Origin of the sequence: Antiquaquibacter metalliresistens, from assembly GCF_029211225.1 — a bacterium.
Lineage (GTDB): Bacteria > Actinomycetota > Actinomycetes > Actinomycetales > Microbacteriaceae > Rhodoglobus > Rhodoglobus metalliresistens.
Window position 1 is genome coordinate 159,340 of record NZ_JARGEM010000002.1, and the last position, 18,049, is coordinate 177,388.

General features: G+C 68.8%; 19 protein-coding genes and 1 tRNA gene. 10 read left to right on the plus strand and 10 right to left on the minus strand.

What is annotated here, in order from left to right; translation table 11 throughout:
* Nucleotides 1–32: 32 nt before the first annotated feature.
* Genes PYV02_RS03615 through PYV02_RS03625 form a run of 3 tightly spaced genes read left to right on the plus strand, consistent with a single transcriptional unit; the run spans nucleotide 33 to nucleotide 2,758 of the window.
* Complete coding sequence (locus tag PYV02_RS03615) at nucleotides 33–725, plus strand: response regulator transcription factor (RefSeq protein ID WP_275756283.1); 693 nt, start codon at nucleotides 33–35, stop codon at nucleotides 723–725.
* A gap of 13 nt (nucleotides 726–738) precedes the next feature.
* Nucleotides 739–2,427, plus strand: coding sequence for a sensor histidine kinase (locus PYV02_RS03620; RefSeq protein WP_275756285.1), 1,689 nt, complete (start codon nucleotides 739–741; stop codon nucleotides 2,425–2,427).
* 40 nt (nucleotides 2,428–2,467) lie between these two features.
* Nucleotides 2,468–2,758 carry a WXG100 family type VII secretion target gene (locus PYV02_RS03625; RefSeq protein WP_275756287.1) on the plus strand — a complete coding sequence of 97 codons (291 nt, stop codon included), beginning with the start codon at nucleotides 2,468–2,470 and terminating at the stop codon, nucleotides 2,756–2,758.
* 112 nt (nucleotides 2,759–2,870) lie between these two features.
* On the opposite strand, the gene groL is transcribed toward PYV02_RS03625, so the two are convergent.
* The 4 genes from groL to PYV02_RS03645 all read right to left on the minus strand — a co-directional run bounded on the left by groL (nucleotide 2,871) and on the right by PYV02_RS03645 (nucleotide 6,277).
* Nucleotides 2,871–4,502 carry a chaperonin GroEL gene (gene groL / locus PYV02_RS03630; RefSeq protein WP_275756289.1) on the minus strand — a complete coding sequence of 544 codons (1,632 nt, stop codon included), beginning with the start codon at nucleotides 4,500–4,502 and terminating at the stop codon, nucleotides 2,871–2,873.
* A gap of 404 nt (nucleotides 4,503–4,906) precedes the next feature.
* Nucleotides 4,907–5,110 carry a cold-shock protein gene (locus tag PYV02_RS03635; RefSeq protein ID WP_275756291.1) on the minus strand — a complete coding sequence of 68 codons (204 nt, stop codon included), beginning with the start codon at nucleotides 5,108–5,110 and terminating at the stop codon, nucleotides 4,907–4,909.
* A gap of 222 nt (nucleotides 5,111–5,332) precedes the next feature.
* Nucleotides 5,333–5,929 (minus strand): LytR C-terminal domain-containing protein, encoded by a 597-nt coding sequence (locus tag PYV02_RS03640; protein ID WP_275756293.1) that lies wholly within the window; start codon nucleotides 5,927–5,929, stop codon nucleotides 5,333–5,335.
* Nucleotides 5,930–5,932: 3 nt separating this feature from the next.
* Nucleotides 5,933–6,277, minus strand: a complete 345-nt coding sequence (locus PYV02_RS03645; protein ID WP_275756295.1) for a DUF3263 domain-containing protein — start codon at nucleotides 6,275–6,277, stop codon at nucleotides 5,933–5,935.
* An 83-nt stretch (nucleotides 6,278–6,360) separates the two neighbouring features.
* On the opposite strand from PYV02_RS03645, the gene PYV02_RS03650 reads away from it, so the two are divergent.
* Nucleotides 6,361–7,455, plus strand: a complete 1,095-nt coding sequence (locus PYV02_RS03650) for a heme/hemin ABC transporter substrate-binding protein (protein ID WP_275756297.1) — start codon at nucleotides 6,361–6,363, stop codon at nucleotides 7,453–7,455.
* A 56-nt stretch (nucleotides 7,456–7,511) separates the two neighbouring features.
* Here the strand turns inward: PYV02_RS03650 and PYV02_RS03655 are convergent, their stop codons facing one another.
* The gene (locus PYV02_RS03655) at nucleotides 7,512–10,217 is read right to left on the minus strand and encodes an HtaA domain-containing protein (RefSeq protein ID WP_275756299.1); all 2,706 of its coding nucleotides are present in this window, start codon (nucleotides 10,215–10,217) and stop codon (nucleotides 7,512–7,514) included.
* 186 nt (nucleotides 10,218–10,403) lie between these two features.
* Here PYV02_RS03655 and msrB point away from each other — a divergent pair, with 186 nt between their 5' ends.
* Together msrB and PYV02_RS03665 are read left to right on the plus strand one after the other, a co-directional pair.
* Nucleotides 10,404–10,835, plus strand: coding sequence for a peptide-methionine (R)-S-oxide reductase MsrB (gene msrB / locus PYV02_RS03660; RefSeq protein WP_275756300.1), 432 nt, complete (start codon nucleotides 10,404–10,406; stop codon nucleotides 10,833–10,835).
* Nucleotides 10,835–11,377, plus strand: coding sequence for a nitroreductase family protein (locus PYV02_RS03665; protein ID WP_275756973.1), 543 nt, complete (start codon nucleotides 10,835–10,837; stop codon nucleotides 11,375–11,377). The genes msrB and PYV02_RS03665 overlap by 1 nt, the downstream gene beginning before the upstream one ends.
* On the opposite strand, the gene PYV02_RS03670 is transcribed toward PYV02_RS03665, so the two are convergent.
* Nucleotides 11,325–12,299, minus strand: coding sequence for a DMT family transporter (locus PYV02_RS03670; protein ID WP_275756302.1), 975 nt, complete (start codon nucleotides 12,297–12,299; stop codon nucleotides 11,325–11,327). The two genes, PYV02_RS03665 and PYV02_RS03670, sit on opposite strands and share 53 nt — an antisense overlap.
* 23 nt (nucleotides 12,300–12,322) lie before the next feature.
* On the opposite strand from PYV02_RS03670, the gene PYV02_RS03675 reads away from it, so the two are divergent.
* Nucleotides 12,323–12,399: transfer RNA gene (locus PYV02_RS03675), tRNA-Thr, on the plus strand.
* A gap of 48 nt (nucleotides 12,400–12,447) precedes the next feature.
* Here the strand turns inward: PYV02_RS03675 and PYV02_RS03680 are convergent.
* Entirely contained in the window at nucleotides 12,448–12,873 is a 426-nt protein-coding gene (locus tag PYV02_RS03680) for a MarR family winged helix-turn-helix transcriptional regulator (protein WP_275756304.1), read from the minus strand.
* 49 nt (nucleotides 12,874–12,922) lie between these two features.
* Between PYV02_RS03680 and PYV02_RS03685 the strand changes: the two genes are divergently transcribed.
* Nucleotides 12,923–13,297, plus strand: coding sequence for a VOC family protein (locus tag PYV02_RS03685; RefSeq protein WP_420833595.1), 375 nt, complete (start codon nucleotides 12,923–12,925; stop codon nucleotides 13,295–13,297).
* Nucleotides 13,298–13,306: 9 nt separating this feature from the next.
* Here PYV02_RS03685 and PYV02_RS03690 read toward each other — a convergent pair whose 3' ends face one another.
* From PYV02_RS03690 to PYV02_RS03700, 3 genes are all read right to left on the minus strand, one after another.
* The gene (locus PYV02_RS03690) at nucleotides 13,307–13,657 is read right to left on the minus strand and encodes a YciI family protein (protein ID WP_275756308.1); all 351 of its coding nucleotides are present in this window, start codon (nucleotides 13,655–13,657) and stop codon (nucleotides 13,307–13,309) included.
* Complete coding sequence (locus tag PYV02_RS03695; protein WP_275756310.1) at nucleotides 13,654–14,328, minus strand: dihydrofolate reductase family protein; 675 nt, start codon at nucleotides 14,326–14,328, stop codon at nucleotides 13,654–13,656. The genes PYV02_RS03690 and PYV02_RS03695 overlap by 4 nt, the downstream gene beginning before the upstream one ends.
* A 129-nt stretch (nucleotides 14,329–14,457) precedes the next feature.
* Complete coding sequence (locus PYV02_RS03700; protein ID WP_275756312.1) at nucleotides 14,458–15,360, minus strand: DsbA family protein; 903 nt, start codon at nucleotides 15,358–15,360, stop codon at nucleotides 14,458–14,460.
* A gap of 230 nt (nucleotides 15,361–15,590) precedes the next feature.
* On the opposite strand from PYV02_RS03700, the gene PYV02_RS03705 reads away from it, so the two are divergent.
* On the plus strand, nucleotides 15,591–16,691 hold the full coding sequence (locus PYV02_RS03705; RefSeq protein WP_275756314.1) for an ABC transporter ATP-binding protein: 1,101 nt from the start codon (nucleotides 15,591–15,593) through the stop codon (nucleotides 16,689–16,691).
* A gap of 64 nt (nucleotides 16,692–16,755) precedes the next feature.
* Nucleotides 16,756–18,048: a DUF4032 domain-containing protein gene (locus PYV02_RS03710; protein WP_275756316.1), complete on the plus strand. Its 1,293-nt coding sequence runs from the start codon at nucleotides 16,756–16,758 to the stop codon at nucleotides 18,046–18,048.
* Nucleotide 18,049: the final 1 nt, after the last annotated feature.

Here is an 18,049-nt window from a genome sequence, read left to right on the forward strand (position 1 = left end):
CTTTATTCAGTCAATTCGCAGATACTTGGCGCATGGCTGATGGACCGAAGATTCTCATCGTCGATGACGAGCCGAACATCCGTGACCTGCTCACGACATCCCTGCGCTTCGCCGGCTTCGCCGTGCGCGCGGTCGGCAACGGGGCGCAGGCGATCTCCGCGGTGCTGGAGGAGGAACCCGACCTCATCATCCTCGACGTCATGCTGCCCGACATGAACGGCTTCGGGGTGACCAAGCGGCTGCGCGCCTCGGGCTACACCGCGCCGATCCTCTTCCTCACCGCCAAGGACGACACCGAGGACAAGATCACCGGCCTCACCGTGGGCGGCGACGACTACGTGACCAAGCCGTTCAGCCTCGACGAGATCGTCGCGCGCATCAAGGCCATCCTGCGCCGCACGATGCAGGACGACGAGGAGGCCGTCATCCGGGCCGGCGAGCTCACCATGGACCAGGACACCCACGAGGTCACGATCGGCAACCAGCAGATCGAGCTCTCCCCCACCGAGTTCAAGCTGTTGCGCTACCTCATGCTCAACCCGAACCGGGTGCTGAGCAAGGCGCAGATCCTCGACCACGTCTGGGAGTACGACTTCAACGGCGACGCCGGCATCGTGGAGAGCTACATCTCCTACCTGCGCCGCAAGCTCGACCAGTTCTCGGAGGAGCCGATCATCCAGACCAAGCGCGGTTTCGGCTACATGCTGAAGGCCGCCAAGGTCTAGCGTTGACCTCCTGATGGACGAACTCACCGAGTGGTGGAACCGGATCTCCCTCCGCACCAAGATCACCGGTGTGACCGTCCTCCTGCTGACGATGGGCCTGCTCGTCGCCGGCATCGGCACGATGGCGGTGCTGCGCGCGTACCTTCTCGACGAGGTGGATGCCGACCTCAAGGAGGCCGTCGGCACGCTCGACCCCGTCGTCGACCTCGAGGGCGTGCGCACCTTCGACGGCGAGTCCTACTCGCGCCTCAACCGCTTCTACTTCGCCGCAGTCGACGCCGATGGCGTGCTCATCGATGACAACCTCGAGTCCGACCAGGCGAGCATGCGACCGGATGTCTCCGGCCTCACCCTGTTGCGCCTGCAAGAACTGCCCACCCAACTGACGCTCACGAACGCGAAGCACACCGTGGAGTGGCGGGTGCTGGCACTGCCCGGCCGCCTCGTCGGCACCGGCGAACAGGCCACCCTGGTGATCGGCATCGATCTGGGCGAGTCCAATGCGATCGTGGCCCGGTACGTGGCGATCTTCCTGTTCTTCGGGCTCACCGTCGTGATCCTCGGGGGTGCATTGACCCGGCTGCTGGTCACCACCACGTTCACGCCGCTGCGTGAGGTGGAGGCCACGGCGGCCCGGTTCGCCGACGGGGACTTCAATCAGCGCCTCTCGGGCGCCACGCCGAACACCGAGGTCGGGCGGCTCAACCGCAGCCTCAACTCGATGCTCGGGCGCATCGACCGCGCGTTCGCGGACCGGGCGAAGACGATCGACCAGATGCGCAGGTTTGTGGGCGACGCATCCCACGAACTGCGCACGCCGCTGGTGTCGGTGCGCGGCTACGCCGAGCTGTACCGCATGGGCGCGCTCACCACCCCGGAAGACGTCGCGCAGGCGATGGAGCGCATCGAGAAGGAGGCGATTCGCATGGGCGAACTCGTCGAAGACCTGCTCGAGCTCGCGCGCATCGACGAGGCGAAGCCGCTGCAGCTGACCGAGGTCGACCTCGTGCCGCTGGCGAACGACGCCGCGCTCGACGCCATGGCATCCGCACCCGACCGGGTCGTCACCGTGATCGGCACCGACATCGCGCCGTCCGACCGCCACGTGGAGGAGGCCGACCCGCAGACCAAGGTGCTCGAACTGCCCGACCTCACGCCGCCGTCCACGCCGTCGCGCGGGGTGGCATCGCTGGCCACCGGCCCGATCGCGTTCGCCAACGCGACGCTCGCCCGCATGCGCCGCAGCCGGGTGAAGCCGAGTGAGCCGCAGCCGGTCGTGCCCGAGCCGCCCACGCCCGCGCTGCGCGCCATCGTGCTCGCCGAGGAGAACAAGCTGCGCCAGGTGCTCGCCAATCTGATCGGCAACGCCTTGCGGTTCACTCCGGCCGGCAGCCCGATCGAGATCGGTGTCGGCGTGGATGCGGATCGCCGCCTCGCGATCCTCTCCGTGATCGACCACGGCGAGGGCATCCCACCGCAGATTCGCGACAAGATCTTCCAGCGCTTCTGGCGCGCGGACACCTCGCGCACGCGCGACACCGGCGGCAGCGGCCTCGGTCTCGCGATCGTGTCGGCGATCGTGGAAGCCCACCGCGGCGAGGTCGAGGTCGTCGAGACGCCCGGCGGCGGGGCGACGTTCCGGGTGCTCCTGGCACTTCTCCCCAGATCCGGGGATGCCCCCGCCCTCCCCAAGGCGCCCTGATCCCTGCGGCGCCCGCCGCCGCCCCGGTACCGTCACCCGCATGACTCGTTACCAGGTAGACAGCGAAGCCGTTCTCACCGCGACGGGGGCCGTGCGCACCTCGATCTCGCGCATCCAGTCGGAGGTCGCCGGGCTGCACAGCCAGCTCGCGAACCTCCAGGGCTCGTGGACCGGCCAGGCCTCGACGGCGTTCGCGGGCGTCGTCGCGGAGTGGAAGGCCACCCAGCAGCGCGTCGAGGAGAACCTCGCCGCCATCAACCAGGCGCTCAGCCAGGCCGGGCAGCAGTACGCCGACATCGAGGCGGCCAACGCGAGGCTCTTCACGCGCTGACCGCGAGGTCGGCTCTCCGTGGCCGAGGCCCGGAGGTCGAGCGAGGTGTACCGGCGCACAGCAAAGCGGGCGGCCCCTTCTGGGAGCCGCCCGCTTCGTGTGCCTGAACTGCTTAGAAGTCCATGCCTCCGGTGGGGTCGCCGCCCATCTGGGGCTGCGCCTTCTCGGGCTTGTCGGCGACGACGGCCTCGGTGGTGAGGAACAGGCCGGCGATCGACGCGGCGTTGAGCAGCGCGGAGCGGGTGACCTTCACCGGGTCGTTGATGCCAGCGGCGAGCATGTCGACGTACTCACCGGTCGCGGCGTTGAGGCCCTGACCGGCGGGCAGGTGACGCACCTTGTCCGCGACGACGCCGGGCTCGAGGCCCGCATTGAGTGCGATCTGCTTGAGCGGCGCGTCGATGGCCACGCGCACGATGTTCGCGCCCGTCGCCTCGTCGCCGGTCAGGCCGGTGAGGGCCTTGCCATCGAACGCGATCTTGCCGGCCTGGATGAGCGCCACGCCACCACCGGCGACGATGCCCTCTTCGACGGCGGCCTTCGCGTTGCGAACGGCGTCCTCGATGCGGTGCTTGCGCTCCTTGAGCTCGACCTCGGTCGCGGCCCCGGCCTTGATCACCGCGACGCCGCCGGCGAGCTTCGCGAGGCGCTCCTGGAGCTTCTCGCGGTCGTAGTCGCTGTCGGTGTTCTCGATCTCGGCACGGATCTGCTTGACGCGGCCCGCGATGGCGTCCGGGTCACCGCCGCCCTCGACGATCGTGGTCTCGTCCTTGGTGATGACGACCTTGCGCGCCTTGCCCAGCAGGTCGAGCGTCGCGTTCTCGAGCTTGAGGCCGACCTCCTCGGAGATCACCTGGCCGCCCGTGAGGATCGCGATGTCCTGCAGCTGCGCCTTGCGACGGTCACCGAAGCCGGGCGCCTTGACGGCCACCGACTTGAAGATGCCGCGGATCTTGTTCACGACCAGGGTCGCGAGCGCCTCGCCGTCGACGTCCTCGGCGATGATGAGCAGCTGCTTGCCGCTCTGGATCACCTTGTCGACGATCGGCAGCAGGTCCTTGATGTTCGAGATCTTGCTGTTGACGATGAGGATGTAGGGGTCTTCGAAGACCGCCTCCTGGCGCTCCTGGTCGGTGACGAAGTAGGCCGAGAGGAAGCCCTTGTCGAAGCGCATGCCCTCGGTGAGCTCGAGCTCGGTGCCGAAGGTGTTCGACTCCTCGACGGTGACGACGCCCTCCTTACCGACCTTGTCGATCGCCTCGGCGATCAGCGCACCGATCTCTGCGTCGCCGGCGGAGATCGACGCGGTCGCGGCGATCTCTTCCTTGGTCTCGATCTCCTTGGCACCGGAGATGAGGGCCTCGATCACGGCGTTGGTGGCCTTCTCGATGCCGCGCTTGAGGCTGATCGGGTCGGCGCCGGCCGCGACGTTGCGCAGGCCCTCGCGAACCAAGGCCTGGGCGAGCACGACGGACGTGGTCGTGCCGTCACCGGCGACGTCATCCGTCTTCTTGGCGACCTCCTTGACGAGCTCGGCACCGATCTTCTCGTACGGGTCGTCGAGCTCGATCTCCTTGGCGATCGACACACCGTCGTTCGTGATGGTGGGGGCGCCCCACTTCTTCTCCAGCACGACGTTGCGACCGCGCGGGCCGAGCGTCACCTTGACGGCGTCGGCCAGGATGTTGAGGCCGCGCTCGAGGCCGCGACGGGCCTCTTCGTTGAATGCGATGATCTTTGCCATGTGTGTTTCTCGTCCCTCCCGGACGTCGGTCTAACGAATTCGTTGGCACTCGGAACATGCGAGTGCCAAGACTCAAAATTAGCACTCGCCATGGGTGAGTGCAAGGCACGGGATGCCGCGACGAAGCGCCGCAAACGGCGGCGAGTCGCACCCGCCCCCCCGGCGGCGAGTCGCACCCGCTGCACGGCGGCGCGACGCACCCCGCTGTACAGCGGCGAGCGCTCTGCCCGCGGCGAGCCCGGCCTACGGGGCGGGAGTCATGTGCGTGCGGCGGGAGGCATCCCCGTCCGGCGGGAGACATCCCGCGTGCGGCGGGAGACATCGACCGGTGGCGGGGGTCGTTTATCCCGCCGAACGCGAGTTTCTCCCGCCGAAGCGTCGGCGTGGCGGTGGCCGGGAGCGCGCTAGGCGAGCTTGACGGACTCGGCTTGGGGCCCCTTGGCACCCGTGCCGACCTCGAAGACGACCTGCTGGCCCTCTTCGAGCACCTTGTACCCGGCCATGTCGATCGCGGAGTAGTGGACGAACACGTCCTGGCCCCCGTCGTCCACGGTGATGAAGCCGTAGCCCTTCTCAGCGTTGAACCACTTCACGGTTCCGTTCGCCATGTCTTGCTCCCTGCTGTGGTTCTGAACTGGCGCCGTCGGGGGCGACCATCCACGAATAGTAACGAGCAGCGAGGGTCGACAGGAGGCCCTCAGGGGGCTGTGCACCTCGATTTGACCGAGATTAAACACGCGCGTAACACGATCGGCACTCACGTTGGCTTCGGGGCCCGCGCCGCGGCGGCATCGGGCCCGATCCTGGTCGATCCGGAGGCGGCGAACCGGCTATTCGGTGGGCTCTTCCGTCGTCTCGTCGGTGACCACGGGGCCGAGGAAGTCCGCGCCGACGCCGACCACGATCGGCTGGCCGGGGAAGGTCTCCGGCGAGACCAGGCGGATCTCGCCGACGCCGAGAGCCAGCGCCACGCCCCGGGCGATGCCCTCGTTGGCGGGGTCGCTGTAGTAGATGAAGGTGTCTTCCACCGGTTCGGCCGCGACGATCCTGGAGGTGACCGGCCATCCCGCCGCCGCGAGCTGGTCGCCGACCGTATTCTGCACGCCGGACGTGCCGGTGGCGTTGAGGATCGTGATCTTCACGACGGCCGGATCGATGGTGCTCGGGTCGGTGACCGGATCCATGGTGGGAGTGGGCGTCGGCGTGGGCGTCGCGCTCGGCGCGGCATCGAAGATCGGCAACCCGACATCGATGCCCATGAACCGGTTGAGCGCGAACAGCCCGCCGAAGATCAGCACGCCGGTGGCGAGCGCCGCCCAGGCGAATCCGATCCATCCGCGCCCGCGCCGCATCGGTCCGCGGTGGGCGCCGATCCGCTCGAGATCCTTGGGCAGTTGGTCGAACTGGTCTTTGGGGTATGACGCCATGGCTCAGTCGGTCGATTCTGGGTCGTGCGGCCCTCGGCCACCGTGGTCAGCGATCCTGAACGCCCGTGCCGCCCTGGCCCGAGTGCGGGCGTCTCGCGCCCGCTGCAACCGGCCGACCAGCATGGGATCGTGCCGCACGGCATCGGGCGAGTCGATCAGAGCGTTCAGCAGTTGATAATAGCGGGCCGCGCTGAGGCCGAACTCCGAACGGATGGCCTCCTCCTTCGCACCGGCATGCCGCCACCAGTGGCGCTCGAAGTCGAGCATCCGCCGCTGCAGCGCGGGCAGGGACGACGGCGACTCGTGCGTCGGTTCCGCCTCTGCCGCCACGTATCCTCCAGGGTTCATCACGGATACTAGGGCCGGGATGCCGTCACCGCCGCGACCCGCGCGGGAAGGTCGTGACATCCACAGCTTAGGATTGCCTAACCATGGTTACCCGCACCGCCACCGCCATCGCGCTCGCCGCGACCCTGCTGCTCGTCGGATGCGGCGGCGTCGCGCCGCACACCACCCCGAGCCCGAGCGTGACGAACGACCCGACCGTGCCGCTGAGCGAACTCGAGGTACTGACGGACCCGCGCTCCCACGTCGGCGAGTCGACCGCGACGCTGGCGAATGCCGCCATCGCGGTGCCCGCCGAGACGCCGACCCAACAGTTGCCGGTGACCGTGGCATCCCACGACCTGGACGGCGACACCGAGGTGACCGTGAAGTCGACCGAGCGCATCCTGCCGATGGACATCTCGGGCTCGATCGCGGCGACGGTGTTCGGGCTCGGCTTCGGTGACTCCGTCGTCGGACGTGACATCTCGACGACGTTCCCGGGCACTGAGGAGCTTCCGGTGGTCACCTCCGGCGGCCACACCGTGAACAACGAGGCGATCCTCGCGCTGCGACCGACCGTCGTGATCACCGACGGCAGTATCGGGCCCATCGACGTCGTGAAGCAGCTGCGCGATGCGGGCATCCCGGTGGTGTTCGTCGACACCGACCCGTCGATCGCCGGCGTCGGGGAACTCGCGGTGCAGGTCGCCGCGGCGCTCGGCGCGCCGGCCGCCGGCGAGGTGCTGGCCGCTGAACTCGTCGCCGGCATCGAGGCGAAGGTCGCCGAGATCGCCGCCATCCTGCCCGCGGGCGAACCACTGCGCATGCTCTTCCTCTATCTGCGCGGCAGCTCCGGCGTCTACTACCTGTTCGGCGCCGAGTCGGGTGCCGACGTGCTCATCGACGCCCTCGGCGGCCTGGATGTCGCGGCCGAGATCGGCCTGGACGGCATGCGCCCCATGACCGACGAGGCCATGATCGCCGCCGACCCCGAGCTCATCCTGGTGATGACGGATGGCCTCGCCAGCGTCGGCGGGGTCGACGGGCTGCTCGAGTCCAAGCCGGCGATCGCGCTGACGGCGGCCGGGCAGCACCGCCGCTTCGTCGACATGGCGGACGGCGAGATCCTGAGCTTCGGCCCGCGCACGGCCGACGTGCTCGACGCCCTCGCACGCGCGATCTACGCACCCGGGCAGTAGTCCCCGCACGACGAAGGGCCCGGCGGACGCGATCCGCCGGGCCCTTCGTGTCGCGGTCAGGCCTTGCGCGCCCGCATCCGCCAGATCAGCACACCGGCGGCCGCGCCGACGACGACGATGCCGACGATGAGCCAGGCCAGCCAGCCGAGGTCGGGGCCGGTCGCGGCCGTGTTCTCGGGATCCACCTCGACGGGCGCCGACGTCGTCGCGCAGGCTCCATCGAGGGTGATGGTGAACGTCAGCGGGTCGAGCTCCTCGCCGGCGGGGTAGGTGCCGAATGCGGCGGCGCCCGGCGCGGAGAGGGTGGCCGGGGCATCCGTCACCGTGAGCACCGCGCCGTCCTGCGTCACCGTGGCGGACGCGAGGTCGATGCCGGCGAACTCGACGCCGGCCGCCTCGACCGGGGTGCCCTCCTGCGTCGTGCCGCTCACGTCGAGCAGCAGCACCGCGGAGTCCGCGTCGACGAACTCGATCACCGGGTTGGCGACGGTGGTGTCGAGGATGCCGCCGTGGCCGGTGAACTCGATCGAGCCCTGGAAGGCGAGCACGCCTTCACCGGTCGCGGGGTCGTAGTGACCCTCGCCATCTGCCCAGCCGAAGTTGGGCGTCTCGTAGGTCGCGCCGTCGGCGACGGTCCACTCCCCGTTCGCGATCGAGCCGCTGATATAGCTGCGGAACGACTCCTTGAAGCCCCAGGTGAGGCTCGAGGCCTCGACCGTGCAGCCCTGGGTCTCCATCGGCTGGATCTGCAGGGCGAGCCCGCGGCTCACCGAGCCCTGGAAGGTGAGGGTGTGGTCGCCGCTGAGCCCGTAGGGCAGCTTTCCGGTCCAGGTCACGACACCATTCTGGTCCGCCGTGGCTGCGCGGTCGATCACCGTGGGCGTGGAGTAGAGCACGACGAGGATGCCGGACTCGTTGGGCTGGAACCCCTCGGCCGTGAAGGTGTACCGCTGACCCTCGGTGAACTCGTCCGCGTCGACCGCGGCGATGCCGTCGGTCTGCGGGGGCGCTGCGGCCGGGGAACGGACGCTCGAGCCGACGCTCGCCGGCCCGGTGGCCCCACCGAGGCTGATCGGGCTCCAGGCGTCGAGCGAGCGGTTCGTCAGTGCGAGACCGTGAGCGGCGAAGGTCGCAACCCCGTAGTCGCCACCGGCGACGAAGGCGTTCGCGGGGATGGTGATCGAGGTCGAGAAGGCGCCGCCCGAGATGCTGCCGGGCTGCACCCACACGGTCGCGAGCCAGCCGGATTCGGATGGCACCCGTCCCGGCTGCCACACCGAAGACGAACCGATCGAGACGTAGACGCCGTTCGCGGCGCCGGCACCGGTGTATCCCGAACCCGAGATCCGGAAGGTGTTGCTCACCGACCGGTCGACGGATGACGGGGTCACGCCGAGCGAGACGCCCGCGGTGGGCGGCGTCGTGGGCGTGGTCGGCGTGCCGGGATTCGTCGGCGTGCCCGGGTCGGTCGGCGTCGTGGTGCCGGCGAACGCGACCACACGCTTCGCGTCCTGCGTGCGGTCCGTCATGCCCGTGTGGTTCATCAACGTGAAGAATGCCGGGGCGGTGAACGAGGATGCCGCGGCGGGCACGGCGTACTCGAAGCTGAAGGTGCCGTTCGCCTCCATCTTCACCTGAGTCGCAGAGGTTGGGCTCGGTGTGACGAGGCGCGCCGAGGAGGTCGACAGGCACGAGCTCGTCGTCAGCATCGCGAACGACACGGTCGACAGCTCCCGGTCCTCGCACATGGTGACGTAGATCGCCTTCGTGCCCGCGTATCCCGAACCGGTCACGGTGACGGTCTGACCTGTGCGGTCGAGGTTGGTCGACGGGCTGACGGTGATCGTCGGGGTGGCGGCGGCGGCTTCGACTGGCCACTCGAACGAGACGGCATCGAGTGCGGCCCCGGCGCTGTAGAAGCCCGCGAAGGCGGCGGCACCGTCGGCCGTGAGCACGGCGGGCACGCCGCTGAACGCGACGGACTCGCTCGTGGAAGTCTCGGTGCCGGACGAGAGGTCGAGCGTTGCGAGCACGACGTCATCCGCTGGAATGAACACACCGGGGTTCGACATCTCCGTGTAGACCGCATCCACCACGATGCTGCCGGTCGTGGGTCCGGTGCGCTCGACGCGGAAGTCGGAGAACGTCAGATCGAGCAGGCCGCCGTGGCCCGTGAAGTGGATGCTGCCGTCGTAGAGCACCGAGCCGGTGTCGGCCGCGACATCCGCCGAACCCTCGCCGCCCGTCCAGGCGAAGGGGGTGCTGGAGCTCACGTTGCCGGCGACGGTCCAGCCGCCGTGCGCGATCGGGCCCGAGATGTAGTTCGTGAAGGAGGTCTTGATGCCCCAGGACAGCGTCGCATCAGCGACGCTGCCGTCGGTCGCCGACGTCGACATCGTCGAGAGCATCCGCGAGGCCGCAAAGAGGTCGGCCGACGGCACGAGCGCCTCGGGCGCCTCGTCTGTCGCGGGCTCTTCGACGGGCTCGGTCGCAGGCTCCGTGGTCGGCTCCTCGGTCGGCTCGGCGGTCGGCTCGGCGGTCGGTTCCGTCGTCGGCTCGGCCGCGAGCTCCTCGGCGGGCTCTTCCGCCGGCGCCTCCGGTGTCGCGGTCGGCTCGACGAGCACCTCGACGCTCTCGCCGTCCGCACGCAATGGCAGTGCGGTGGCGGATGTCGCCGCGGTGACGCTCGCGAACCCGATGAGTACGGCGACCGCCGCCGCCCCCCATCTGGTTCGAATTCGGGTGAGGACAGTCTTCTTCACGGATGCTCCTGCTGTGCTGTTGTTCGCGCAAACGAACGGAAAGTTAGCTAAGGCTTAGCTAACTTCGAACCTATGGCGGAGCAGGCATGAATGTCAAAGGTTTGGTAAGGCAATCCTTACATGATCCGTGGAACATCCGCGCCCACTCGCTGGTTGAATGAGACGAGACCACGAACAGGAGTTGCCATGAGCACCCCCCAGAGCACTGACAAGAGCACCAAGAAGTACACGGTCGAGAAGACCGAAGACCAGTGGCGCGAGGAACTCGGCGAGGAGCGCTACGCGATCCTGCGCCAGGCCGCCACCGAGCGCGCCTGGACCGGCGAACTGCTCGACGAGTCGCGCGCCGGCCTCTACGCGTGCGCGGCCTGCGGCGCCGAGCTGTTCAAGAGCGGCACCAAGTTCGACTCCGGCTGCGGCTGGCCGAGCTTCTACGACTCCGTGAACCCGGATGCCGTCGAGCTGATCGAGGACACGAGCCTCGGCATGGTGCGCACCGAGGTGCGCTGCGCGAACTGCGGCGGACACCTCGGCCACGTCTTCGACGACGGCTACGGCACCCCCACCGGTCTGCGCTACTGCATGAACTCGCTCTCCCTCGACTTCAAGGAGCAGTGATCTCCGCGTTCGAGGCCGTCGGCGCCCGTCACTCGTACCCGCGGGTGACGGATGCCGCACCCACGCACGACGAGCTCGCGCGGCTCGTCGAGGCGGCCGCGAGCGTCGCCGACCACGGCGCCCTGCGACCGTGGCGGCTCATCGAACTGCGCGGCGAGGATCGCGAGCGGCTCGGTGCGGTGTTCGCCAAGCGCGGCGGTTCGGCCGCCAAGCCGCTGCGCGCGCCGCTCGTCATCGCGGTCGTCGCGTCGCGACGACCCAGCGGCAAGGTCGCGGGGTGGGAGCAGGATGCCGTGGCATCCGGTGTCGCGCACGTGCTGAGCCTGCTGCTCGACGAGGCGGGCTGGGGCGTGATGTGGCGCACCGGGGAGCTCACGCGCGACAAGAAGGTCGCCAAGCTGCACGGCCTGGGCAAGCACGAGCGCCTGATGGGGTGGCTCTACGTGGGCGGCAAGCCCGAGCGGTCCAAGCCCGAGAAGCGCAAGCCGCTCAGCCTGGAACGCCACCTCGGCGCGCTCGGGGCAGCGACGCGATCCCGATAGCGACGAAGGTGACCACGGTGCCGACGATGGTCGTCCATTCGACGGGATGCCCCGCCACCGGGAGCACCAGATCGAACACCAGCGACGCCGCCAGCTGACCGGCGATCGCGCCGAGCCCGAGCAGCAGCACGCCGGTGAAGCGCACCACGATCGCGTAGCCGGCGACGAAGAGGATGCCGTTGACGCCGCCCACATACAGCAGCGGGTTGGTCGGGAACGTCACCGGCTGCCACGCGACGAGCGCGTGCACCGCGAACACGATCGCCAGCAGCAGCGCCCCCACCATGAAGTTGAAGAAGGTCGCGGTGAGCGCCGAGCCGCTGATCTCGCGCACCTGACCGTTGACCGCCTGCTGCCAACCGAGACCGAGACCGGCGGCCAGCGGCAGCGCGAGCACCCACCACTCGACCCCACCGCGGATCTGCGGGGACACGGCGAGCGCGACGGCGAGCACCGCGAGCACGGCACCGACGATGCGGGATGCCGTCACCGGCTTCGGCGCCATTGTGCCGAGCCCGCGTCGGTCGACGAGCAGACCGCTGATGGTCTGACCCGCGATCGTGGCGACGGTGAACAGCGCGACGCCGAGGATCGCCGCGGTGAGCCCCTGCGAGAGCACGAACAGCCCGCCCGCGGCGCCGCCGGCCGCGTACCACCAGGGCGTGCTGCCAGTGCGGATGCGGTCGACGATCGTCGCGACGCCGCGGCGTGCCCCGGGAATGACGAGCACGATCACCACCATGATCAAGAACCCGGATCCGAACGAGATCACCGCGGCGAGATAGCCGTCGCCGAGTTCCCGACCCAGTTGCCCGTTGATGCGGGACTGCGCCGCGACGAGGCCGCCGCACACTACGGCGCCGATCATGGCGAGGCTGACGGCGAGGGGCGAATGGTGCTCGGGCACGGCGGAAGAACTCACTTGGCTACTATGGACCAGTCCACGCCCCCTTAGCTCAGCTGGCCAGAGCAGCGCTCTTGTAAAGCGCAGGTCGTCGGTTCGAATCCGACAGGGGGCTCCATCTCGCCGGTGGTCGAGCGAGGTCGAGACCGGCGCCGTGCCTGCCAACTCACTCGCCGAGCGCGCCGATGCACGCCGCGAGTCCGCCGGCCAGCGCTTCGCGCTCCCCCGCGGTCAGGCCCGACAGCATCCGCTGCTCGACCTCGTCGACGAGCGCCTGCGCGGCATCCAAGGCATGGACGCCCTCAGACGTCAGCACGGCGGGCAGGGCGCGCCCGCCGTCGGCCTGGGTGGGCCGCGCGACGAGGCCGCGGTCGATGAGCTGTTGCAGCATGACGTTCATCGACTGCCGGGTCACGAAGGTACGCCGAGCGAGCACCGCGGCCGAGATGCCGGGTTCGCGACGCAAATGGTGCAGACAGGAGTAGTGCGAAACCGTGAGCCCGAGCGGGCTCAGCGCCTCCTCCATGCGCAGGTGGAGCAGCGACTGCGCGTGCTTGAGTGCGTATCCGATCGATGCCGAAGCCTTGCTCATGTCAGTATTCTGACATACAGTGGATGTAAGTAACCTGACATAGGAGCACATCGTGACCGTGACCGGCCCAGACTTCATCGCCCTCCAGGTGCGCGACCTCGAGCGCGCCGCCACCTTCTACGAGGATGCCGTGGGGCTCAGCCGCGCCCCGTTCTCGCCGCCGCATGCGGTCGTCTTCGACACGCAGCCCGCTTTCGCGGTTCGCGACCCCGCGCCAGGCGTGGACCTGGATGCCGGCCCTCTCGGCCTGGGCGTCGCGTTGTGGCTGCACGATCCCGACGCCGTGGCGCTGCACGCCAGGCTCGTCGCCACGGGCGCCGTGGTGGTGCAGCCGCCCTTCGAGGGCCCGTTCGGCACGACCTTCGTCTTCCAGGATCTCGACGGCTATCACGTGACCGTGCATGATCGCGCGACCCGAGGCTGACGGCGCGGCTCAGGACTCCGGGTCGTACCCGAACACCCGCAGCTCCTGCGGGCACCGGCACGCGGCGGCGATCTTCGCCGCCCACTCCACCGCGGCCTCGCGCGACGGCAACCTGAGCACCGTGTGTCCGCCGGCCAGCCCGCTGAACTCGGGGTAGGGGCCGGGCGTCACGGTGCCGTCGGCGGAGACGCGCACGGGCTCGACGGACTCGTCGATGCCGCCGCCGAAGACGTACACGCCGGCATCCTTCGCCTCCTGGATGACGGCGTGCGAGTCTCGTACCACGTCGTCGAACTCCTCCGGTCGAACGACCATCGCGGCGCTCGGGAACGAGATCAGGTAATGCAGATCGGTGGTCATGACTCTCCTTCGACGGCCTTGCGGTTGAAGACGTAGTGCACGACGCCGGACGGCGACGCCGTCGCCTCCACGTCGAATCGTTGCTCGAGGCCCTCCTGCCCGTCCCAGACGCGCACGCCGCGGCCGAGCAGGATCGGCACGACGACGACATGCAGGTGGTCGACGAGGTCCGCATCAAGGAACTCCCGAACGACGGTCGGTCCGCCGCCGAGCCGCACATCGAGGCCGCCGGCCAGCTCGGTCGCGAGTGCGAGCGCCTCGTGGGGCGTGGCATCCCGGAACAGGAAGGTCGTCTCCCCCATCACCAGGTCGGGGCGTTCGTGGTGGGTCAGCACGACGACGGGCGAGTGGAATGGCGGCTCCTCGCCCCACCAGCCACGCCACGACTCGTCCTGCCACGGCCCCGTCTGCGGGCCGAACTTGCCGCGCCCCATGATCTCCGCGCCGATGCCGACGCCGGTCGCCGCCGCGAACACGTCATCGACACCCATCGTGCCGCCCCCGACCGCCTCGTCGTCGTGGCCGGTCATGCTCACGAACGTGCGCGTGGAAAAGAACCAGCGCATCAGCCTGTCACCCGCGTGGCCGAACGGCGCGTCGACCGCGGGGTTCTCACCGGTGGCGAATCCGTCGAGCGAGACGGCGAGGCTGTGCACACGAAGCCTGGTCATGCCACCGACGCTACTGGCCGATGTAAACGTTGTCCACATCGGGCCGGTGCGGACGCCAGACGAACGGCCCGCAAACGACTCGGGCGCCCAACCGAGACCGGCGGGCGCCCGAGGCTGAACGGCCGAATGCTACGGGGTCGGCGTGGGGGTCGGGGTCGGCGTCGAGTTCTCGACGAACGAGCTGCCGGCGACCTGCACGACGAAGGCCTGGAACGACGCGAGGTCGTTGACGGCGCCCTCGTACTTGACGCCGTTGACGATCACGGTCGGGGTGCCCTGCACCTTGTCGACGTTCGAGTTCGGGATCGGGCCGTTGAGGGCCCGAGCCGTGGCACTACCGACCCAGTTCTTGAACTGCTGGTCGCGGATGCACGTGGCGATGTCGTCCGCGTTCTCGACGCCGGCCTCCGTCGTCAGGGCGACGAGCTCGTCGTCGCTGAGTCCCGTCGTGTTCTCCGCGGGCTGGTTGGCGAACAGCAGGTTGTGGAACGCATAGAACTGGCTCGGCGACGAATCCGCGACGCACGCTGCGGCATTGGCGGAGCGAGTGGAGTACTTCGTGCCCTGCGACGCGCGGTCGAGGATCGCGATCGGGTGGATCTCCACGGTCGTGTTGCCGTTGTCGAGCAGGCTCGAGATGTACTCGCCGTTGGTCTGCTCGAAGGAGCCGCAGATCGGGCAGAGGTAGTCGACGTACATCTGGATATCGAGCACGCCTGCGGCCTCATCGCGCTCATGGGGCACCGGGTCTTCGCCCGCGGCGAGCGCGGGGGTCTCCGTCGCGACCGCGCCCTTGGTGAGCTGGATGCCGTCACTGGCCATGTTCGCGGGGCCGGGGCCGGCCGGCCGCACCGAGTTGAAGATCACGAGGGCGATCACGGCGACGATCGCGAGCGAGGCCAGGATGATGCCGCCCTGCAGCAGCACCTTCGTGCGGCGATCCTTCTTCCTCTGCTCTTCGCGCAGGATGCGAGCCTTCTCGCGCGCGGCATCGCGGCGCTCGTTCTTGGTCAGGCGGCTGTCGGAACTCAATCGAACCTCGTCTGCTGTGTCGTGAGGGCGCGCACGACGCGTGCGCCTTGGGAATTCTATGAGCAATCGGCTGGGAATCCCCCATGCTCGGGCTGAATGCGGGCCGTACCCGGCTCAGCGCGCGATGCGCGGGAGTGCCATACTGTTCGTTGGTGTCCTCTCGGGGCACCGCATTCCATTCACTACGGATCGTCCGGCACGTACCTGCCGGTGAAGGAGCAGTAATAGTCATGGCATCAGTCACGTTCGACAAGGCCACCCGGCTCTACCCGGGATCCACCCGACCGGCCGTCGACCAGATCGATCTCGAGGTCGCCGACGGCGAGTTCCTCGTGCTCGTCGGCCCCTCCGGTTGCGGAAAGTCCACCACCCTGCGCATGCTCGCTGGCCTCGAAGAGGTCAACAGCGGCCGCATCCTGATCGGTGACAGGGATGTCACGGACGTGCCCCCGAAGGATCGCGACATCGCGATGGTCTTCCAGAACTACGCCCTCTACCCGCACATGACGGTCGCCGAGAACATGGGCTTCGCGCTCAAGATCGCCGGCGTCAACAAGGAGGAGCGCGCCACCCGCGTGCTCGAGGCCGCCAAGCTGCTCGACCTGGAGCCCTACCTCGGTCGCAAGCCGAAGGCGCTCTCCGGCGGTCAGCGTCAGCGCGTCGCCATGGGCCGCGCGATCGTGCGCCAGCCGCAGGTGTTCCTCATGGACGAGCCGCTGTCGAACCTCGACGCCAAGCTGCGCGTGCAGACCCGCACCCAGATCGCCTCGCTGCAGCGCCGCCTCGGCGTCACCACCGTCTACGTCACGCACGACCAGACCGAGGCGCTGACCATGGGTGACCGCATCGCGGTGCTTAAGGACGGCATCCTGCAGCAGGTCGGCACCCCGCGCGACCTCTACGAGGCCCCGCAGAACGTGTTCGTCGCTGGCTTCATCGGCAGCCCCGCGATGAACCTGTTCGACGCCGAGGTCGTCGACGGCGGCCTGAAGTTCGGCACCGCGGTGGCGAAGGTCGACCGCGAGACCCTGGGCGAGACCAAGGCCAAGAAGGTCACGATCGGCGTGCGTCCCGAGGACGTGAAGGTCTCGAAGACCGGCGACGGCCTGCCCGTCGAGGTGGATGTCGTCGAGGAGCTCGGCGCCGACGGCTACCTCTACGGCCACACCGATATCGAAGGCAACCGCGTCGACATCGTCGTGCGCGTCGATGGCCGCTCGCACCCCGACGCCGGCGACAAGGTCGTCATCACGCCGGAGCCGAACCACATCCACGTGTTCGACTCCGAGTCCGGCCTGCGCCTGACCAAGAAGGCGATCGCCGCGGCGTAGTCACTCGACGATCGGGCTTGTCGAGATCGGATCTCGGCAAGCCCGATCACCGTTAAGGAGCACGATGGCCGGTTCACTGAACATCACGGCGGCAACCGTCGACCCGGCCCTGCTCGACCTGCCGTGGAACCTCCCGCTCGACGTGTGGCCGGAGGATTCGATCGCCACCCTGCCCAAGGGCATCTCGCGTCACCTCGTGCGCTTCGTGAACCTGAGTGGTTATGTCGTGGCGATCAAGGAGACCTCGGCGGAGCTCGCCCGGCGGGAGTACGACACGCTTCGCGCGCTGCAGCGCCTCGATCTGCCCTGCGTCGAGCCGGTGGCCGTGATCACGAACCGCACGGATGACGCGGGCGAGCCGCTCGAGTCCGTGCTGGTCACCCGCCACCTGCGGTTCTCGCTGCCGTATCGGGCGGTGTACTCGCAGAGTCTGCGGCCGGAGACGGCCACCCGGCTCGTCGACGCGCTCGCGGTGCTGCTCGTGCGCCTGCACATCTCCGGCTTCTTCTGGGGCGACGTCTCGCTCTCCAACACCCTGTTCCGCCGCGATGCCGGGGCGTTCGCCGCCTACCTCGTCGACGCCGAGACCGGCACGATCTACGACGGGCTCTCCGACGGACAGCGCGAGAACGACCTCGAGATCGGTCGCATCAACATCGCGGGCGAGCTGCTCGACCTGCAGGCCGGCGGCCGACTCGAGGAGCACATCGACCCGGTCGAGATCGCCAACGGCATCGTCGCCCGCTATCGCACGCTCTGGAAGGAGCTCACCGGCTCCGAGGAGTTCGATCAGTCCGAGCGCTGGCGCATCAACCAGCGGGTCGAGCGCCTGAACGACCTCGGGTTCGACATCGAGGAGCTCGCCATCAAGACGGACGAGACCGGCACGCAGGTGCGCATCCAGCCGAAGGTGGTGGATGCCGGGCATCACTCACGACGCCTGCTGCGACTGACCGGACTCGACGCGCAGGAGAACCAGGCCCGGCGCCTGCTCAACGACCTGGACTCCTACCGCGCCGCGTTCGAGAAGCAGGACCTCGACGAGGAGGTCGTCGCCCACGAGTGGACCGCGCGAGTGTTCGAGCCCGTGATCCGCGCGATCCCGAAGGAGCTCAAGGGCAAGCTCGAACCCGCCGAGATCTTCCACCAGCTGCTCGATCACCGCTGGTACCTCTCGCAGAACGAGCACCGCGACATCCCGCTCGCCGAGGCGGTGTCGAGCTACATCGACACGGTGCTGCGGCACCGGCGCGACGAGGCGACGATGATCAACCCGCCGACCGGCACGTTCACGGCACCGATCTCGGTCATCACCGCGCCGGAGCCCGAGGAAGACGACTGGCGCAGTAAGGTCTAGG